Annotated in this window: 17 protein-coding genes; 7 read left to right on the top strand and 10 right to left on the bottom strand. The window is 73.2% G+C overall.

Annotated features, from left to right (window positions below):
• Positions 1 to 30 precede the first annotated feature (30 nt).
• The 5 genes from BLV72_RS08585 to BLV72_RS08565 all read right to left on the bottom strand — a co-directional run bounded on the left by BLV72_RS08585 (position 31) and on the right by BLV72_RS08565 (position 3,370).
• A complete protein-coding gene (locus BLV72_RS08585) occupies positions 31 to 627 on the bottom strand; it encodes a class I SAM-dependent methyltransferase (RefSeq protein ID WP_244321384.1) in 597 nt (198 codons plus the stop codon).
• 148 nt (positions 628 to 775) lie between these two features.
• Complete coding sequence (locus BLV72_RS08580) at positions 776 to 1,189, bottom strand: DNA-binding protein (protein WP_093461348.1); 414 nt, start codon at positions 1,187 to 1,189, stop codon at positions 776 to 778.
• The gene (locus BLV72_RS08575) at positions 1,171 to 1,455 is read right to left on the bottom strand and encodes a hypothetical protein (protein ID WP_093461347.1); all 285 of its coding nucleotides are present in this window, start codon (positions 1,453 to 1,455) and stop codon (positions 1,171 to 1,173) included. The genes BLV72_RS08580 and BLV72_RS08575 overlap by 19 nt, the downstream gene beginning before the upstream one ends.
• Positions 1,456 to 1,496: 41 nt before the next feature.
• The gene (locus BLV72_RS08570; protein WP_043240772.1) at positions 1,497 to 2,102 is read right to left on the bottom strand and encodes a response regulator transcription factor; all 606 of its coding nucleotides are present in this window, start codon (positions 2,100 to 2,102) and stop codon (positions 1,497 to 1,499) included.
• A 59-nt stretch (positions 2,103 to 2,161) separates the two neighbouring features.
• Positions 2,162 to 3,370: a sensor histidine kinase gene (locus BLV72_RS08565; RefSeq protein WP_093461345.1), complete on the bottom strand. Its 1,209-nt coding sequence runs from the start codon at positions 3,368 to 3,370 to the stop codon at positions 2,162 to 2,164.
• Positions 3,371 to 3,708: 338 nt separating this feature from the next.
• On the opposite strand from BLV72_RS08565, the gene BLV72_RS08560 reads away from it, so the two are divergent.
• Genes BLV72_RS08560 through BLV72_RS08550 form a run of 3 tightly spaced genes read left to right on the top strand, consistent with a single transcriptional unit; the run spans position 3,709 to position 6,719 of the window.
• Positions 3,709 to 4,593 carry a MaoC/PaaZ C-terminal domain-containing protein gene (locus BLV72_RS08560; protein ID WP_093461344.1) on the top strand — a complete coding sequence of 295 codons (885 nt, stop codon included), beginning with the start codon at positions 3,709 to 3,711 and terminating at the stop codon, positions 4,591 to 4,593.
• Positions 4,594 to 4,650: 57 nt separating this feature from the next.
• A complete protein-coding gene (locus tag BLV72_RS08555) occupies positions 4,651 to 5,736 on the top strand; it encodes a Zn-dependent alcohol dehydrogenase (protein WP_093461342.1) in 1,086 nt (361 codons plus the stop codon).
• The gene (locus BLV72_RS08550) at positions 5,721 to 6,719 is read left to right on the top strand and encodes a 3-oxoacyl-ACP reductase (RefSeq protein ID WP_244320698.1); all 999 of its coding nucleotides are present in this window, start codon (positions 5,721 to 5,723) and stop codon (positions 6,717 to 6,719) included. The genes BLV72_RS08555 and BLV72_RS08550 overlap by 16 nt, the downstream gene beginning before the upstream one ends.
• Positions 6,720 to 7,006: 287 nt before the next feature.
• Here the strand turns inward: BLV72_RS08550 and BLV72_RS47830 are convergent, their stop codons facing one another.
• Together BLV72_RS47830 and BLV72_RS51955 are read right to left on the bottom strand one after the other, a co-directional pair.
• Positions 7,007 to 7,168 carry a hypothetical protein gene (locus BLV72_RS47830; RefSeq protein ID WP_167746329.1) on the bottom strand — a complete coding sequence of 54 codons (162 nt, stop codon included), beginning with the start codon at positions 7,166 to 7,168 and terminating at the stop codon, positions 7,007 to 7,009.
• A 137-nt stretch (positions 7,169 to 7,305) separates the two neighbouring features.
• Positions 7,306 to 9,450 (bottom strand): hypothetical protein, encoded by a 2,145-nt coding sequence (locus BLV72_RS51955; RefSeq protein WP_208905585.1) that lies wholly within the window; start codon positions 9,448 to 9,450, stop codon positions 7,306 to 7,308.
• 227 nt (positions 9,451 to 9,677) lie between these two features.
• On the opposite strand from BLV72_RS51955, the gene BLV72_RS08540 reads away from it, so the two are divergent.
• Positions 9,678 to 10,709 (top strand): ABC transporter substrate-binding protein, encoded by a 1,032-nt coding sequence (locus tag BLV72_RS08540; protein ID WP_093461341.1) that lies wholly within the window; start codon positions 9,678 to 9,680, stop codon positions 10,707 to 10,709.
• 113 nt (positions 10,710 to 10,822) lie between these two features.
• Positions 10,823 to 11,683 carry a Nif3-like dinuclear metal center hexameric protein gene (locus tag BLV72_RS08535; RefSeq protein WP_093461339.1) on the top strand — a complete coding sequence of 287 codons (861 nt, stop codon included), beginning with the start codon at positions 10,823 to 10,825 and terminating at the stop codon, positions 11,681 to 11,683.
• Between the two features lie 27 nt (positions 11,684 to 11,710).
• Here the strand turns inward: BLV72_RS08535 and BLV72_RS49710 are convergent, their stop codons facing one another.
• Complete coding sequence (locus BLV72_RS49710) at positions 11,711 to 11,917, bottom strand: hypothetical protein (RefSeq protein ID WP_244320697.1); 207 nt, start codon at positions 11,915 to 11,917, stop codon at positions 11,711 to 11,713.
• Between BLV72_RS49710 and BLV72_RS08530 the strand changes: the two genes are divergently transcribed.
• Together BLV72_RS08530 and BLV72_RS08525 are read left to right on the top strand one after the other, a co-directional pair.
• Positions 11,846 to 12,529, top strand: a complete 684-nt coding sequence (locus BLV72_RS08530; RefSeq protein ID WP_342030718.1) for a zinc ribbon domain-containing protein — start codon at positions 11,846 to 11,848, stop codon at positions 12,527 to 12,529. The two genes, BLV72_RS49710 and BLV72_RS08530, sit on opposite strands and share 72 nt — an antisense overlap.
• Before the next feature lie 4 nt (positions 12,530 to 12,533).
• Entirely contained in the window at positions 12,534 to 13,709 is a 1,176-nt protein-coding gene (locus tag BLV72_RS08525; RefSeq protein ID WP_093461336.1) for a bifunctional RNase H/acid phosphatase, read from the top strand.
• A gap of 47 nt (positions 13,710 to 13,756) precedes the next feature.
• On the opposite strand, the gene eda is transcribed toward BLV72_RS08525, so the two are convergent.
• Positions 13,757 to 14,416 carry a bifunctional 4-hydroxy-2-oxoglutarate aldolase/2-dehydro-3-deoxy-phosphogluconate aldolase gene (gene eda / locus BLV72_RS08520; RefSeq protein WP_093461335.1) on the bottom strand — a complete coding sequence of 220 codons (660 nt, stop codon included), beginning with the start codon at positions 14,414 to 14,416 and terminating at the stop codon, positions 13,757 to 13,759.
• Between the two features lie 152 nt (positions 14,417 to 14,568).
• Positions 14,569 to 15,372 carry a peroxide stress protein YaaA gene (yaaA, locus tag BLV72_RS08515; RefSeq protein WP_093461333.1) on the bottom strand — a complete coding sequence of 268 codons (804 nt, stop codon included), beginning with the start codon at positions 15,370 to 15,372 and terminating at the stop codon, positions 14,569 to 14,571.
• Positions 15,373 to 15,560: the final 188 nt, after the last annotated feature.

Below are 15,560 nucleotides of genomic sequence, written 5' to 3'. Positions count from 1 at the left end.
CCGGTATCGCGCTACGGCCGGGTACGCGGCTCAGGCGGCCGGGGCGGTCGCGGTGCGGCGCAGTACGCGCAGCGAGCGGGTCGCGGAGACCTCGGCGAACGCGCCGGAGTCGAGCGCGCGCCGGTAGATCCGGTACGGCGCCTGGCCGCCGTCGGCCGGGTCCGGGAAGACGTCGTGGATCACCAGCAGTCCGTCCGCCGCGAGATGCGGTGCCCAGCCCTCGTAGTCGGCGCTCGCATGCTCGTCGGTGTGCCCGCCGTCGATGAACACCAGCCCCACCGGCCGCCCCCACACCGCCGCGACCCGCGGCGACCGCCCGACCACGGCGATGACATGGTCCTCCAGCCCCGCCCGGTGGAGGGTGCGCCGGAAGGTGGGCAGCGTGTCCATCCGCCCCACCTCCGGGTCGACCACCTCCGGGTCGTGGTACTCCCACCCCGGCTGCTGCTCCTCCGAGCCCCGGTGATGGTCCACGGTCACGACGACCGTCCCCGCCGCGCGAGCGGCGTCGGCCAGCAGGATGGTGGAGCGCCCGCAGTACGTACCGACTTCGAGCAGCGGCAGCCCGAGCCGACCGGCGACGTCGGCCGCGGCCGCGTGCAGGGCCAGCCCCTCGTCCAGCGGCATGAACCCCTTCGCCCCTTCGAAGGCGTCGAGCACGGTGCGATCGGGAACCACGGAAGCGGCGGCGGCAGCAGACTGAGTCACCGGCCCATCCTCCCGTACGACGTCCCCGGCGGGCCGGGGAGGGGTCGGTGCCGGTCGCGCGGGTCCGCTACACCGCGACGAGACGGACCTTCTCCCCGCAGAGCTTCGTCATGTCATCGAGGTCCGAGGTGAGCATGACGACGGGGCGACGCCGGCGCAGTGCCATCTCGGCGACCGCGGCATCGATGGCGTACTCGTGTCCGTGCAGCCCGGCGGCGATCAGCAGCGCGGAGGCGCGCTTCGCGTCCTCGTCGCCGACGGGCACGATCCGTGTGCCCGACAGGACCCAGGCCAGCCGCGGTTTGTCGGTCCGGCGGTGCGCGGCTTCGATGATGGTCAGCGCGCTGATCACCACTTCCATGCCGCGCTTGCGGGCTTCCGCGACCAGAGCGACCGCAGGCTCGTGATCGTTCACCAGCTTTGAGAGGCCCTCGCAGTCGAGGACGAGGGTGCCCTCGTGGCTCAGCTTGCGGCGGGCCACTGGCCCTCCTCGGCGAACACCTCGTCGAAGACCCGTCGTGCCCGCTCCTGCTCGTCCTCGGAAACCGGCCCTTTGCGGCGCTCGTAGTCGGCCAGGTACTCATCGAGGATCTGACCGCGCAGTTCCCGCTCCACCGCCTCGGTGATGAACGCGGAGAACTCCCGCTTGCCGACCCGTCGGCGAATCGCCTCGGCCGTGCCCTCCGGGAGGGAGAGGCTCACCCTGGTGGCCGGTCCCTCTCCGACGCTGTACGGCATCTCGTCCATGGGGCGAGATTATCAAAGGAGTAGGAATCGTGTCCGCACGCTCACAGCCAGCCATTCTGGCGGGCGGCGCGGACGGCTTCCATGCGGTTGCGGGTCTGGGTCTTGCCGATGGCCGAGGAGAGGTAGTTGCGCACGGTGGCGGGGGACAGGTGGACCTTGGCCGCGATGTCCGCGACCGTCGCCCCGTCCACCGCCGCCGAGAGCACATCGCGTTCGCGCTGGGTCAGCGGGTTGGGGCCCGCGCTGAGGGCGGCGGCGGCCAGGCCCGGATCGATGACGCGCTCACCGGCCAGGACCCGGCGGATCGCCACCGCCAGCTCCTCGACCGGGCCGTCCTTGACCAGGAAGCCGGCCGCGCCCGCCTCCATCGCGCGGCGCAGATAGCCGGGGCGGCCGAAGGTGGTGAGGATCAGCACCTGGCACTCCGGAAGCGCCTCGCGCAGCGCGGCGGCGGCGTCCAGACCGCTGCGGCCGGGGAGTTCGATGTCGAGCAGGGCCACATCGGGCCGGGTCTCCAGGGCCCGTGGCACGATCTCGTCGCCGTTCCCGAGCTGTGCGACGATCTCGAAGTCCTCCTCCAGCCCGAGCAGCAGGGCGAGTGCGCCCCGCATCATCCCCTGGTCCTCGGCCAGCAGGAGCTTGATCACGCCCTTCGCGTCGTTCGCGTCGTTCACGCCCTGCGTGTCGCTCACACCGTCCGCGTCGTTCACGCCGTCCGGGCCTCCTTGACCTCGGGCTCCATCGGATCCTCCGTATCCACCGGCAGTTCGGCCACGAGCCGGAAGCCGCGGCGCGCGCCGGGGCCGGACTCCAGCGAGCCGCCCGCCGCGGACAGCCGTTCGGCCAGGCCCTTGAGGCCCGTACCGCCGATGGCGCCCTCTGCCGCTTCGCCGCCCGCCGTGCTCGTCGCGCCCGTACCGGTGGCACGGGAGCCTACGCCGCCCCCGTCGTCCGTGATCTCCAGCCGTATCCGGTCCATACCGCCGCGGACCTCGATCTCGCAGCGGGCCGCCCCACTGTGCCGCACCACATTGGTGACGCCCTCGCGGACCACCCACCCCAGCAGCGCCTCGGTCTGCGGGGCCAGCGGCGGTCCGGAGCGGCGGACGGCGGCCTCGATACCGGCGGCGTCCAGTGCTGAGCGGGCCCGGTCCAGCTCGGTGGCCAGGCTGCCCTCGCGGTAGCCGGTGACGGCCTCGCGGATCTCGGTGAGCGCCTGCCGTCCGACCGCCTCGATGTCCGCGGCCTGCCCCAGCGCGGCCTCCAGGTTCTTCGGGGCGAGCCGGCGCACCGCCTCGGCCTTGACCACGACGACCGACATGGTGTGGCCCAGCAGATCGTGCAGATCGCGGGAGAACCGCAGCCGTTCCTTCTCCACCGCCGTACGGGCCAGCTCCTGGCGGGTGGCGCGGAGCTGGGCGACGGTCTCGAAGAGCGACAGGATGGCCGCCGTCACCAGGCCGGACAGGATCGTCCCGTACGAGACCGTGAGCGAGTCCGAGGCGCCGCCGCGGAACCCGGCGATGATCCCGGCGGAGCCGGACAGGGCGAGGATGACCGGTCCCAGCGGCCGCTTTCCCCCGCGCAGCACGATCCCGGAGGCCAGCGACAGCAGCGGGAAGCACAGCAGCCAGTCCCCGGCGTAGCCGATGCCCAGCGCGTAGGTGACGGCCGCCAGCCCGGCGAGCGCCAGCAGCGGGGCCCGGGTGTGGCGGCGGCGTTCGTCCAGGCTGGTGTAGATGGTGGTCACGTAGAGCGCGACGAAGGCCGCCGCCCCCGCGCCGCCGAGCCAGGGCAGAGGGGTCTTCCCCTTGAAGAGCGCCTGCACATCCCCCGAGAGCATGAAGAGCCAGGGCAGAAAGGCGCGGCGGCCCGGCGGCTTGAGGCGCTCGATGTGCGCGGCGGTGGCATACATGCGTCCGACCTTACGGATGCCCTTATGAGCTGGGCAGATGCGGATGTCGGGGGATGGCCGTGACATTTGTCCTGGGGCCTTCGTCACCCCGGGCAGCGGTCTTTGAAGGTCATCCGATGGCGGTCTGAACGTCCACCTGATGGGCCGTCAGCACTCTTCCCCCTGGGGAGCGATTGGGCTATACAGGGTGCCATCGGCTAGAACGCGTTCTACATATCCATGCGAGCGACGCGACCCGGCCGACCAGCGACGACCCCGGCACGGCCGACGGTGCGGACGGGCGGGCCGGGGTCTTCGGACCGTGGCCGAGCGAGCGGACCAAGGAGTGCTGTCGCCCTATGCCCATCGATGCCGCCAAGGCCATCTCGGCCGAACCCCGCAGCACCGCTCTCACCTGGGGGCACAAGGACATCCAGCTCTACCACCTGGGCATCGGCGCCGGAATCCCCGCCACCGACCCCGAGGAGCTCCGGTACACGCTGGAGAGCAGGCTCCATGTGCTCCCCAGCTTCGCCACCGTCGCGGGCGGCGGCATGGCCGTCGCCGGGGGCATGAGCGCCCCCGGGATCGACGTCGACCTCGCCGCCGTGCTGCACGGCGGCCAGACCGTCGAACTGCACCGGCCGATCCCGGTCAGCGGGGAGGCCACCCAGACCTCGAAGGTCGCCGCCGTCTACGACAAGGGCAAGGCGGCCGTCATCGTGCTGCGCTCCGACGTCGCCGACGCGGACGGCCCGCTGTGGACCTGCGACACCCGGATCTTCGCCCGGGGCGAGGGCGGCTTCGGCGGTGAGCGCGGCCCCTCCGACCGTCTGGAGCCGCCCGCCCGGGAGCCGGACCACACCGTGGAGCGGGCCATCCGCGAGGACCAGGCGCTGCTCTACCGGCTCTCCGGGGACTGGAACCCGCTCCACGCCGATCCCGCGTTCGCCGAGGTCGCGGGGTTCGAGAGGCCCATCCTGCACGGGCTGTGCTCGTACGGGATGGTGCTCAAGGCAGTCGTGGACACGGCGCTGGACGGGGATGTCGCCCGGGTGCGCTCGTACACCACCCGCTTCGCCGGGGTGGTCTACCCGGGCGAGACCCTGCGCGTGCGGATGTGGCGGGACGAGGGGCGCGTCCACGTGACGGCGAGCGCCGTCGAGCGGGACGACGCGCCGGTCCTCACCGACACCATCGTCGACCACGTGCGATCCGGCGTGAACGGGCTCGATCCGGAGTGAGCGGGCTCGATCCGGCTTGAACCAGCGTGATCCCAGTGTGATCCCCAAGGAGGCGTCGTGCGCGCGGCCGTACTGCATGAGACGGGACAGGACAAGCTCGAAGTCCTCGACGACATCGAGGCGGTGGGCTTCGGCCCCGGGAAGGTCCGGCTGCGGCTGAGGGCCACCGGGCTGTGCCACTCCGACCTCTCCGCGATGGCCGGGGTGCTGCCACAGCCCGCGCCGTTCGTCCCCGGCCACGAGGGCGCGGGCGAGGTCCTCGACGTGGGCGACGGGGTGACCGGGCTGAGCGCCGGGGACCGGGTGCTGGTGTGCTGGCTGCCCGCCTGCGGCGACTGTCCGGCCTGTCAACGCGGTCAGACCGAGCTGTGCCTGACCGGGTTCATGAACGCCGGAACCCCCAACTTCCGCCGCTCCGGCGGCACTTCGCAGGAGCTCTTCGGCATGTCCGGGACCGGCACCTTCGCCGAGGAGATCGTCCTCCCCGCGGCCTGTGCCGTGCCGATCCCCGACGACGTCCCGTACGACATCGCGGCCCTCGTCGGCTGCGGGGTGACCACCGGGCTCGGGGCGGTCTTCAACACCGCCCGGATGGAGGCCGGTTCGTCGGTCGCGGTCATCGGCTGCGGCGGGGTGGGCATCAGCGTCATCCAGGGGGCCAGGGCGTCGGGCGCCGCGCAGATCGTCGCCGTCGACCCGGTGGAGTCGCGGCGCGAGGCCGCGCTGCGCTTCGGGGCCACCGAGGCGGTGGCGCCGGACGGCCTCGACACCGCCAAGAACAGCGTCACGGCGGGCGAGGGCTTCGACTACGTCTTCGAGGTCGTGGGCCGCTCCGCCACCGCCCGCCGGGCCTACGAGATCACCCGGCGCGGCGGCACGCTGTGCGTGGTCGGGGCCGGGGCGCTGGACGACTTCCTGCAGTTCAACATGTTCGAGCTGTTCTTCGACGAGAAGCGGATCCTGCCCTCGCTCTACGGCGGCGGCGATGTGCTCCGCTCCTACCGGCGCACCATCGACCTGTGGCGGGCGGGCCGGATCGACCTCGAAGGGCTGATCACCCACCGGGTGCGGCTCGGCGAGATCAACGAGGCGATCGGCCAGATGCGGAGCGGGGAGGCACTGCGCACATGCATCGAGATCTGACGGGCCCCCTGGAGGGGAGCCCACTGACCGGGAGCCCGCTGACCGGGAGCCCGCTGGCCGGGAAGACCGCGATCGTCACCGGCGCCGGGCGCGGGCTCGGCCGCGCCGAGGCCCTGGAACTGGCCCGGCTGGGTGCCAATGTCGTCGTCAACGACTACGGGCAGGGCGGACGCGACGGCTCGGGCGAGGCATCGGCCGGCCCCGCCGAGCAGGTCGCCGAGGAGATCCGCGCGGCCGGTGGCCGGGCCACGGCCCATGCGGGCGATGTCGGCGACTTCGCGCAGGCGGGCGAGCTGGTCCAGCTCGCGATCGACACCTACGGCGCACTGGACATCCTGGTCAACAACGCGGGCATCCTGCGCGACCGGATGGTCTTCTCGATGAGTGAGAACGAGTGGGACTCGGTGATCCGGGTCCATCTCAAGGGCCACTTCAACACCATCCGCTTCGCCGCCGCGCACTGGCGCGAGCGGTCCAAGGCGGCGGAGGGCGGCCCGGTCCACGGCCGGGTCATCAACACCTCCTCGGAGGCGTTCCTCGCCGGTTCGCCGGGCCAGCCGAACTACGCGGCGGCGAAGGGCGGCATCGTCGGGCTGACCACCTCCACGGCGATGGCGCTCGCCAAGTACGGGGTGACGGCCAACGTCATCTGCCCGCGCGCCCGCACCCGGATGACCGAGGACGTCTTCGCGGACTTCGAGCTTCCGGAGGACGGCCGGCTCGACGCCCTCGCCCCCGAACACGCGGCCCCGCTGGTCGGCTATCTCGCCTCACCGGGCGCCGCGAAGGTGAACGGCCAGGTGTTCGTGGTGCACGGCGGCATGGTGGCGATCCTGGAGCGGCCGAAGGTGGCGGCGAAGCTGGACGCCAAGGGGGACGCCTTCGGCTTCGAGGAGCTGGACGCGGTGCTGACGCCGTACTTCGCGGAGCGGGGCGGGGAGAGTTTCGCGGCGGTGGAGGTGCTGGGCCTCAAGCGGGGGTGAGGGGGGAGTGGGGCCGGGGAGGGGGCCCGGGTGGGTCCCCGGGGGGTCAGGCCGGGGGCCGAGGTGGGGCCCCGGGGGTCAGGCCGGGGGCCCGGGTCGGGGTCCTGGGGGCCGGGCCGGGGGGCGCCCCACGATCGCCGGACGGGCTGGACTTCCGCGGGAAATCCAGCCCGTCCCGCGATCGGAGACGCTCCCCGGGGCCTGGCTGCCCTATGTCAGGACGAGCCTGAGGTTCTCACGACGATCCTGGGACTCTCGGATCCTGAAAATCTCAGATCCTGGGCATCTCAGGCGGCGTTCTCGCTCGGACGTCGGTGGCGGCCGTTGGCCGGTGCCTGGGACTCCTCGGACGCTGCCTGCCCCCGGTGCTTGCCCTGAGAGCCATCGGCCTGGGCCGCGGCGGCGTCCCGCGGGCGCGCCTGGGTCGTGTCGATGTGGGTTTCGGACATGGTGGGTACGTCACCCCGTCAGATCGCTTTGTACTGTGCGAAGGGGGCTGACCACGATGGCGCACGCCCTTCCATGCGCATCGCCCGGGGCGCCCCGCGCGTGACGGAACGCGGGGACGCGCAGCCCCCGACCGAGTCTAACCACGGCGGTGATCCCGGACCCAGCGGGGTGGCCGGGGCTGCGGGGGCCGGGCGAGCGGTGCCTGCTGCAGCGGTACGGGCCGCAGGGCGGGGCTGGTACCGGAGCCGGGATCGGCGTCCGGCTCGGGCCCCATCTCCTGCTCGACCCCGGCCCATGAGCCGGTCCCGCCCCAGGGCTCGACACCCGATCCGCCCTCGGGCTCCGGCATCCGCACCGGCATCGGCGACCGCTCCCGCACCGGCATCGGGACCGGCACTGGCATCGGCTCGGGTGTCCGCGACGGTGTCAGTCCGGCCGTTCGCGAGGGTCTCAGGTCAGGCGCCGGCCCGGCTGTTCGCAACCGTCTCAGCTCCGCTGCCGGTCCAGGTGGCCGCAGCGGTGTCAGCCCAGGCACTCGCGCGGGGTCCGCGCTGCCGGGGCCGCCGATCCGGGTCCACGGTGTGATCCGGGTCGCGATCTCGGCTGCGGGGGACGTCGCCCGCGGCGTCTGCACGTCCCGCGCCCCGGCCGGGTCCGGGGCCGGATGCGGGGGCCCCGCGGCCACCCGGTTGGAGGGCTCGGCCACCCGGTTGGAGGGCTCGGCCACCACCCGTGTCACCCGCGCGATCCGCCGCGCCCCCGTCGCCTCGTCCGGCCGCCACGATCCCGCCGCGTTGTCCCGTGGCCACGATCCCGTCGTGCCGTCCGATCGCCGCGCCGCCATCACCTCGTCCGGCCGCCACGATCCCGTCGACTCGTCCGATCGCCACGCTCCCGTTGACTCGTCCCGGCGCCACGGCCCCGTCGCGCTGTCCGGCGGCCACGGCGATTCAGGCGTCCCGGACAGCTCCGGCGCCCCGGACGGTTCCCCCGCGCGCGGGGCGCTCAAGGCGCCGCCCGAGGCACCGAGCCCGGCACCCACCCCGCCCGCGGCACCCACCCCGCCCGCGGCACCGCCCGCGGCACCCACCACGCCCACCCCGCCCGAGACCCCGCCCGAGACCCCGCCCGAAGCCCCACTCGGCCCACCCGCCCCCTCCGGAACGTCCGCCACCCGCGCCGCCCCCGCCCTACCCGTCGCCGCCGCCGGTACCCAGGAACCCCCCGACAGCCTCGTCGCCGCCGCCCCCGGCACCCCCGACGGCCGCACCCGCGCCAGCCCACAAGGCACCTGCGGGGTCGCGTACGGCAGCCGCAGCTCGCCGTCCCGGGTCCACAGACCCGCGCCCGGAAGCCAGCCCTCCGGTGCCGGGAACTCGCGGAGCCGCCGCTCGGCCGGGCGCCATACGCCCACCCACGGCCGTCCGGCCGCGCCCCGTCCGTCGACGCGAAAGGCCACCGCGCACGCCTCCGGCGTCAGCACCTGCCCCGGCTGCACCGCGAACGGCGTGGCCTCCGACCACCCCGCGGGCCGCAGACAGTCCGGGAACCGCACCGGCCGGGTGCTGCCCAGCACCCCCCACCCCAGCCGCTCCTCCCCGGGCGCGTCGGACCGTACGAGCAGCAGACCGCTGTCGGGGTCGGCGAGCAGCAGCCGGTCGTCGCTGCGCTCGGTGATCTGCAGCAGCGGGCTGGTCTCACCGCCGCGCCGCAGATCGACCACCACGGTCTTGGTCCGGCCGTCGAGTTCGCGGTCGAGCGCCAGCAGCCGGCCCGTACGGTCCAGCCAACTGCCGCCCGTACAGCGGCCGGGCACCTCGGCCAGATGCTGGGGGACGAGGACGCCGCCCCCGGCCACCAGCCAGATGGAGGTGGACCGTGGCCCGCGCCCCAGCGCGAACGCGCACAGGCCGCCGGGTGCGGGCGGCAGCAGCGAGACCTCGGCGCGGTCGATGCCGCCGAGCGAGCGCTCGCCGGTGCCGGGACCGGCCGGGTAGAGCAGCGAGAAGGCGTGGTGCCCGGCCACCCGGCGGTGGATGAGCACCTGCCCGTCGGCCAGGGGCAGCAGCTCGCTGTCCGGCTCCTCGGGCTGGGCGGCGGGCAGCGGCACGGCGTAGGGCTCCGGGCCGTCCAGCGTCCAGCGCTCGGGGTACCAGCAGCACGCCTCGTCGCTGAGCGCGAGCCGCGCGCCGTACGAGCGGTCCGAGGCGATGGTGAAACCCCCTCGTGGCCGGTCACCGACGCCCCCGGTGAGGGCGGTGTCGAAGGCACAGGCAGTCATCGGTCAGTCACCTCCGGCCACAGAACGTAGTTTTCGTACTCCCTGCCGAAGGCCGTAATGGGTGCGCTCCACCCGTAAGTGTGGCTCTTGCCCGATTCGCCTGAGAGGTCGGGGGTGAATGTGCTGTAAGCGACGGGAGGATGGTTTGTGATTAAAGTAAGGCACACCTAAGTGCGTCTGGCGCGCTCGTGAGACCGGCGCGCCCCTGCCATCCCAGGAGTTCCGTCATGTCCCTGCGCGTCCGCGGCAGTGCCGCTCTCGCCCTCGCCCTGGCCGGGGCGCTGTCCCTCGCCGCCTGTGGATCGTCGGACGACGGGGACGGCGCCAAGCGCAACGGCGGGGGCGGCAAGTCCGTCGCCCAGGGCGGCAAGGACTTCGGCACGGCGGCCGAGCTGACCGCGAAGATGGGCACGGACGCCGAGCCCGGCGCGTTCCCCCGCACCATCACCCACGCGATGGGCAAGACCGAGCTCAAGAGCAAGCCGAAGCGGGTCGTGGTGCTCGACGTCGGCGAGCTCGACAACGTCGTCTCGCTGGGGCTCAAGCCGGTCGGCTACGCCCCCTCCGAGGGCGACCAGGCGATACCCGACTACCTCAAGAAGGACGCCGGGAACCCGAAGAACGTCGGCACCATCAACAACCTCAACCTCGAGGCCATCAACGCCCTCCACCCCGATCTGATCCTCGGCAGCAAGCTGCGCGCCGAGCCGCTCTACGACGAGCTGAAGCAGATCGCCCCGACCGTCTTCGCCATCCGCCCCGGCTTCACCTGGAAGGAGAACTACCTCCTCAACGCCGCGGCCCTGGACCGGACCGCCGACGCCAAGCGGGCCCTGGGCGCGTACGAGCAGAAGGCGAAGAAGCTCGGCGAGGACATCGGCCCCGACAAGCCGACCATCACCATGCTCCGCTTCATGCCGCAGGCCACCCGGCTCTACGCCAAGGCGTCCTTCATCGGCACCATCCTCGAGGACGTCGGCCTGCCGCGCCCGAAGAACCAGCAGATCAACGACCTCGCCGCCGAGATCGGCCCGGAGCGCATCGACGACGCCGACGCCGACTGGATCTTCACCGGGGTCTACGGCGACCCCAAGGCCACCAAGCGCGACCAGGCGCAGTCCAACCCGCTGTGGAAGAAGCTGAAGGCGGTCAAGGACGGCCGGGCCAAGAACGTCGACGAGGAGACCTGGTACCTGGGCCTCGGCGTCACCGCCGCCGACCGGGTCCTCGACGACCTCCGCGGCTACCTCGTCCATTGATGCGCGCACGGCTCCACCGAGACTGATACGCGCACGGCTCCACCGCGACCGTCGTCGCGCTGAGTGAAGGCCGGGGCAGGGCTCAGCCCTGATCCGGGAGGTAGCCTTGCCCCGTGCCCGCACTCAACGACGTCATCGCCGCACTCGACGCCCTCTGGCCGCCCGAGCGGGCGGAGCAGTGGGACGCCGTCGGCACGGTGTGCGGTGACCCCGCGGCCGAGGTCACCCGCGTGCTGTTCGCCGTCGACCCGGTCCAGGAGGTGGCCGACGAGGCGGTGGACCTCGGCGCCGACCTGCTGATCACTCACCATCCGCTCTATCTGCGGGGGACGACCACGGTCGCCGCCTCCACCTTCAAGGGCCGGGTGGTGCACACGCTGATCAGGAGCGACATCGCCCTCCACGTGGCGCACACCAACGCCGACACCGCCGACCCCGGCGTCTCCGACGCCCTCGCCGGCGCGCTCGACCTGCGGATCGTCGGCCCGCTGGTGCCCGACGCCACCGACCCCGAGGGCCGCCGCGGACTGGGCCGGGTCTGCGAACTCGACCGCCCCGAGACGCTGCGGGAGTTCACCGAGCGCGCCGCCGCCCGACTGCCCGCCACCGCGCAGGGCATCCGCGCGGCGGGCGACCCGGACCGTACGATCCGCCGGGTCGCCGTCAGCGGCGGCTCCGGCGACAGCCTCTTCGACGCGGTGCGCGCGGCCGGGGTCGACGCGTTCCTCACCGCCGATCTGCGCCACCACCCCTCCTCGGAGGCGCGGGAGCACAGCGATCTCGCTCTGGTGGACGCCGCGCACTGGGCCACCGAATGGCCCTGGACCGAACAGGCCGCGGCCCAGCTTGACGAGATCTCCGACCGGCACGGCTGGGGCCTGCGTACGCATGTCTCCCGTATCGTCACCGACCCCTGGACGGCCCACGCCACGGCCCCCGCCGTCCGCGCGGCCGCTCCGTCCTTCTCCGCTTGACCTCGCTCCGCTCGAACGCCCGCTCTTTCAGTTTCCGCCACTCGACTCCGTGACTTCCCTGACCTCGTTTTCCGTTCCACTCGACTCCCCTGGAGCCCCACGCTGAATGCCGCGCCCGCCGATCAGATCCGCCTCCTCGACGTCCAGGCGCTCGACGTCCGGCTGTCGCAACTCGCGCACAAGCGCAGGACGCTGCCCGAGCACGCCGAGATCGAGACGCTGAACGCCGATCACACCCAGCTCCGCGACCTGCTCATCGCCGCGCAGACCGAGGAGAGCGACACCGCCCGCGAGCAGACCAAGGCGGAGCAGGACGTGGACCAGGTGCGCCAGCGCGCCGCCCGCGACCAGAAGCGCCTGGACTCCGGTGCCGTCACCTCGCCGAAGGATCTGGAGAACCTCCAGCACGAGATCGCCTCCCTCGCCAAGCGCCAGGGCAACCTGGAGGACGTCGTCCTGGAGGTCATGGAGCGCCGGGAGTCCGTCCAGGAGCGGATCGCCGAGCTGACCGAGCGGGTGGAGTCCCTCCAGTCCAAGATCGGCGACGCCCAGACGCGCCGGGACGCGGCGGCCGAGGGGATCGACGCCGAGATCGCGACCGCCACCAAGGAGCGCGAGGTGATCGCCGGGACCATCCCCGCCGATCTGCTGAAGCTCTACGACAAGCTGCGCGAGCAGCAGGGCGGTGTCGGCGCGGCCCGGCTCTACCAGCGAAGCTGTGACGGCTGCCGCCAGGAGCTCGCCATCACCGAGCTCAACGAGGTGCGCTCGGCGGCCCCCGACACGGTGCTGCGGTGCGAGAACTGCCGCCGGATCCTGATCCGTACGCCCGAGTCGGGGCTGTAGGGCGATGGCGCGGCGCTTCGTCGTCGAGGCGGACGGCGGGTCCCGGGGCAACCCGGGGCCGGCCGGCTACGGCGCGGTCGTGCTCGACGCGGAGACCGGTGAGCCGCTCGCCGAGGTGGCCGAGTACCTCGGTACGGCGACCAACAACGTCGCCGAGTACAAGGGCCTGATCGCCGGGTTGCGGGCGGCGTACGCCCTGGACCCGGAGGCCGAAGTCCGGGTGCGGATGGACTCCAAGCTCGTCATCGAGCAGATGTCCGGCCGCTGGAAGATCAAGCACCCCGATATGCGGCCGCTCGCCGCCGAGGCCAAGGCGATCATGCCGCCCGGCCAGTTGGCGTACGAGTGGATCCCGCGCGAGAAGAACAAGCACGCGGACCGGCTCGCCAACGAGGCGATGGACGCGGGCAAGCGGGGCGAGCAGTGGCGGCCGAAGGTGCCGCCCGGCGGCACGCTGGCGGCGGGCGCGCCGGAAGCCGCGGCCCCCGCCGACGACGCCCTCGCCGAGCCCGCCGCCACCGGCGCCCCGGCGGTGGGCTGGGGCTCCGCGGATCTGGGCACCCCCGCCACGTTCGTCCTGCTCCGGCATGGCGAGACCCCGCTCACCCCCGAGAAGCGCTTCTCCGGCAGCGGTGGCACCGACCCCGGACTCTCCGATGTGGGCCGCCACCAGGCCGAGCGGGTGGCCGCGGCGCTCGCCGCACGCGGCACCATCCAGGCCATCGTCACCTCACCGCTGCGGCGCTGCCGGGAGACCGCCGACGCGGTGGCCCGGCGCCTGGGCCTGGACGTCCGCGTCGAGGAGGGGCTGCGGGAGACGGACTTCGGCGCCTGGGAGGGCCTGACCTTCGCGGAGGTCAAGGAGCGCCACCCGGACGACCTGGAGGCATGGCTGGCCTCCAGCAAGGTGGCCCCGACCGGCGGCGGCGAGAGCTTCGCGGCGGTCACGCGCAGGGTCGCGCTCTCCCGCGACAAGCTGATCGCCCGTTACACGGGCCGTACGGTGCTGCTGGTCACCCATGTCACACCGATCAAAACCCTGGTCCGGCTGGCCCTGGGCGCCCCGCCGGAGACCCTGTTCCGCATGGAGCTCTCGGCGGCGTCGCTGTCGGCGGTGGCGTACTACGCGGACGGGAACGCGTCGTTGAGGCTGCTGAACGAGACGGCGCATCTGCGGTAGGGAGCGCCTGCCGCAGCGGCTGTCACCTTCGGGGGCACCCCGGGAGGTCACCCCCGCAGTGCCGCGGCCTCCCGGGCCAGGGACTCGACGCGCTCCCAGTCGCCCGCATCCAGCGCGTCTGCGGGCAGCATCCAGGTGCCGCCCACGCAGCCGACGTTGGGGAGGGCCAGATACCGGGGGGCGATCGCGGCGTTGACGCCGCCGGTCGGGCAGAAGCGGGCCTGGGGGAGCGGTGAGGCGAGCGCCTTGAGATACGGCGTGCCCCCGGCCGCCTCCGCCGGGAAGAACTTCATCTCCTCGACCCCGCGCTCCAGCAGCGCCACGACCTCCGAGGTGGTCGAGACACCCGGCAGATACGGCAGACCGGACGCGTCCAGCGCGCCCAGCAGCCGGTCGGTCCAGCCGGGCGTGACCAGGAAGCGCGACCCGGCGGCGACGGCCGTCTCCACCTGCTCCGGGCTCAGGACGGTCCCGGCGCCGACGACCGCGTCCGGAACCTCCTCGGCGATCGCCCGGATCGCATCCGCGGCGGCGGGCGTCCGGAAGGTCACCTCGATCACCGGCAGCCCGCCCGCCACCAGCGCACGGGCCAGCGGGACCGCCTGGGCCACGTCCTGGACGATGACCACGGGGATCACGGGGGCGAGGTCGAGCAGCGAGGACGCCGGGGAACCGGGGGAGGGCGCGGTGCTAGTCACGGTGCCCATCCTGCCCATGGTGCGCGCACTGCGCAATGGCGGTTGCGCATGCCGCAACACCCACGCCGCCGGGGCGGCCCCCGGACGCCACAGCTCACAACGCCTACCCGGCTCCCCGGCGCTACAGCTCGCAACGCCACCGGTGCGGCGGCTCCCAGTCCCTACAGCTCGGTCACCACCACGTCCAGCCCCCACGCCTGCCCCGCCCGCTTGGGCGGTGCGGCCTCCACCACGTACCCGAGCCCCCGCAGCGCCTCCACCAGCTCACCGGGCCCGCTCGGCATGGCCTCGGCGGTCAGCAGGTCCCGCACCATCCGGCCCTTCGTCGCCTTGTTGAAGTGGCTGACGACGGACCGCTTCTCGACCCCGTTCACGATCTTCGACTGGAGCACCCGCACCGTCGCCGTACGCTCGGCGAGCGCCCCCTTGGGCTTCCACGCCGCCGCGTACGCCGCCGACCTGAGGTCCAGCACCAGCCCGCGCCCGGCGGCCTGCGGGATCACCTCGGCCATCGGGGTCCGGTTCCGCCAGTACGTGCCCAGCGCGCCGAGCCCCGGCAGCTTCACCCCCATCGAGCAGCGGTAGGAGGGGATGCGGTCGCCGATCCGCACCGCGCCCCAGAGCCCGGAGAACACCAGCAGCGACCGGCCCGCCCGGCGCCGGGCGGCGGTGGGCAGAGTGGCCAGGCCGAGCGCGTCGTACAGCACTCCGGTGTAGATCTCGCCCGCGGGCCGGGTCCCGGCCTCCCGCAGCGCCGCGTTCTTCGCGATCTCGCCGCGCAGCCCCTCGCTCAGCCCCAGCACCTCGGCGGCCTTCGTCTCGTCGCCCGAGCACAGCGACACCAGCTCGTCCAGGACCTCTGCCCGTGCCTCGCCCAGTTCGGGCAGCGACAGCGCTCCCAGGTCCAGCGGGGAGCGGGAGCCTCCCGTGGCCTTTCCCTCGGACGGCGGCAGCAGGACGAGCACGGCGGATCTCCTCGAACGGTTCGTTGGCGGCGGGGCGCGGGGCGGACCCGAAGAACCACGCCCGCCCCGCCCGCAGCCTACGACCTCCCGCCAACGCGGCCAGACCAACGACGTGTCCGCCCCGGCCTGTGGTCTTCTGTGCCACGATCGACTGAGGAAGAGCCTCCTCGCCAGGTATCAGACCCCTG

The organism is Streptomyces melanosporofaciens (genome assembly GCF_900105695.1).
GTDB classification, from domain to species: Bacteria; Actinomycetota; Actinomycetes; order Streptomycetales; family Streptomycetaceae; genus Streptomyces; species Streptomyces antimycoticus.
Note: the sequence above shows the minus strand (reverse complement) of the source record. Positions and strands in the feature narration are given on the sequence as shown.

What these genes read in the sequence shown, in the direction of transcription:
- BLV72_RS08585 (WP_244321384.1), bottom strand. Translation starts at nt 627, where the DNA reads ATGCCGCTGGACGAGGGGCTGGCCCTGCACGCGGCCGCGGCCGACGTC.
- BLV72_RS08575 (WP_093461347.1), bottom strand. Translation starts at nt 1,455, where the DNA reads ATGGACGAGATGCCGTACAGCGTCGGAGAGGGACCGGCCACCAGGGTG.
- BLV72_RS08565 (WP_093461345.1), bottom strand. Translation starts at nt 3,370, where the DNA reads ATGTATGCCACCGCCGCGCACATCGAGCGCCTCAAGCCGCCGGGCCGC.
- BLV72_RS08560 (WP_093461344.1), top strand. Translation starts at nt 3,709, where the DNA reads ATGCCCATCGATGCCGCCAAGGCCATCTCGGCCGAACCCCGCAGCACC.
- BLV72_RS08550 (WP_244320698.1), top strand. Translation starts at nt 5,721, where the DNA reads ATGCATCGAGATCTGACGGGCCCCCTGGAGGGGAGCCCACTGACCGGG.
- BLV72_RS47830 (WP_167746329.1), bottom strand. Translation starts at nt 7,168, where the DNA reads ATGTCCGAAACCCACATCGACACGACCCAGGCGCGCCCGCGGGACGCC.
- BLV72_RS51955 (WP_208905585.1), bottom strand. Translation starts at nt 9,450, where the DNA reads ATGACTGCCTGTGCCTTCGACACCGCCCTCACCGGGGGCGTCGGTGAC.
- BLV72_RS08540 (WP_093461341.1), top strand. Translation starts at nt 9,678, where the DNA reads ATGTCCCTGCGCGTCCGCGGCAGTGCCGCTCTCGCCCTCGCCCTGGCC.
- BLV72_RS08525 (WP_093461336.1), top strand. Translation starts at nt 12,534, where the DNA reads ATGGCGCGGCGCTTCGTCGTCGAGGCGGACGGCGGGTCCCGGGGCAAC.
- eda (WP_093461335.1), bottom strand. Translation starts at nt 14,416, where the DNA reads ATGGGCACCGTGACTAGCACCGCGCCCTCCCCCGGTTCCCCGGCGTCC.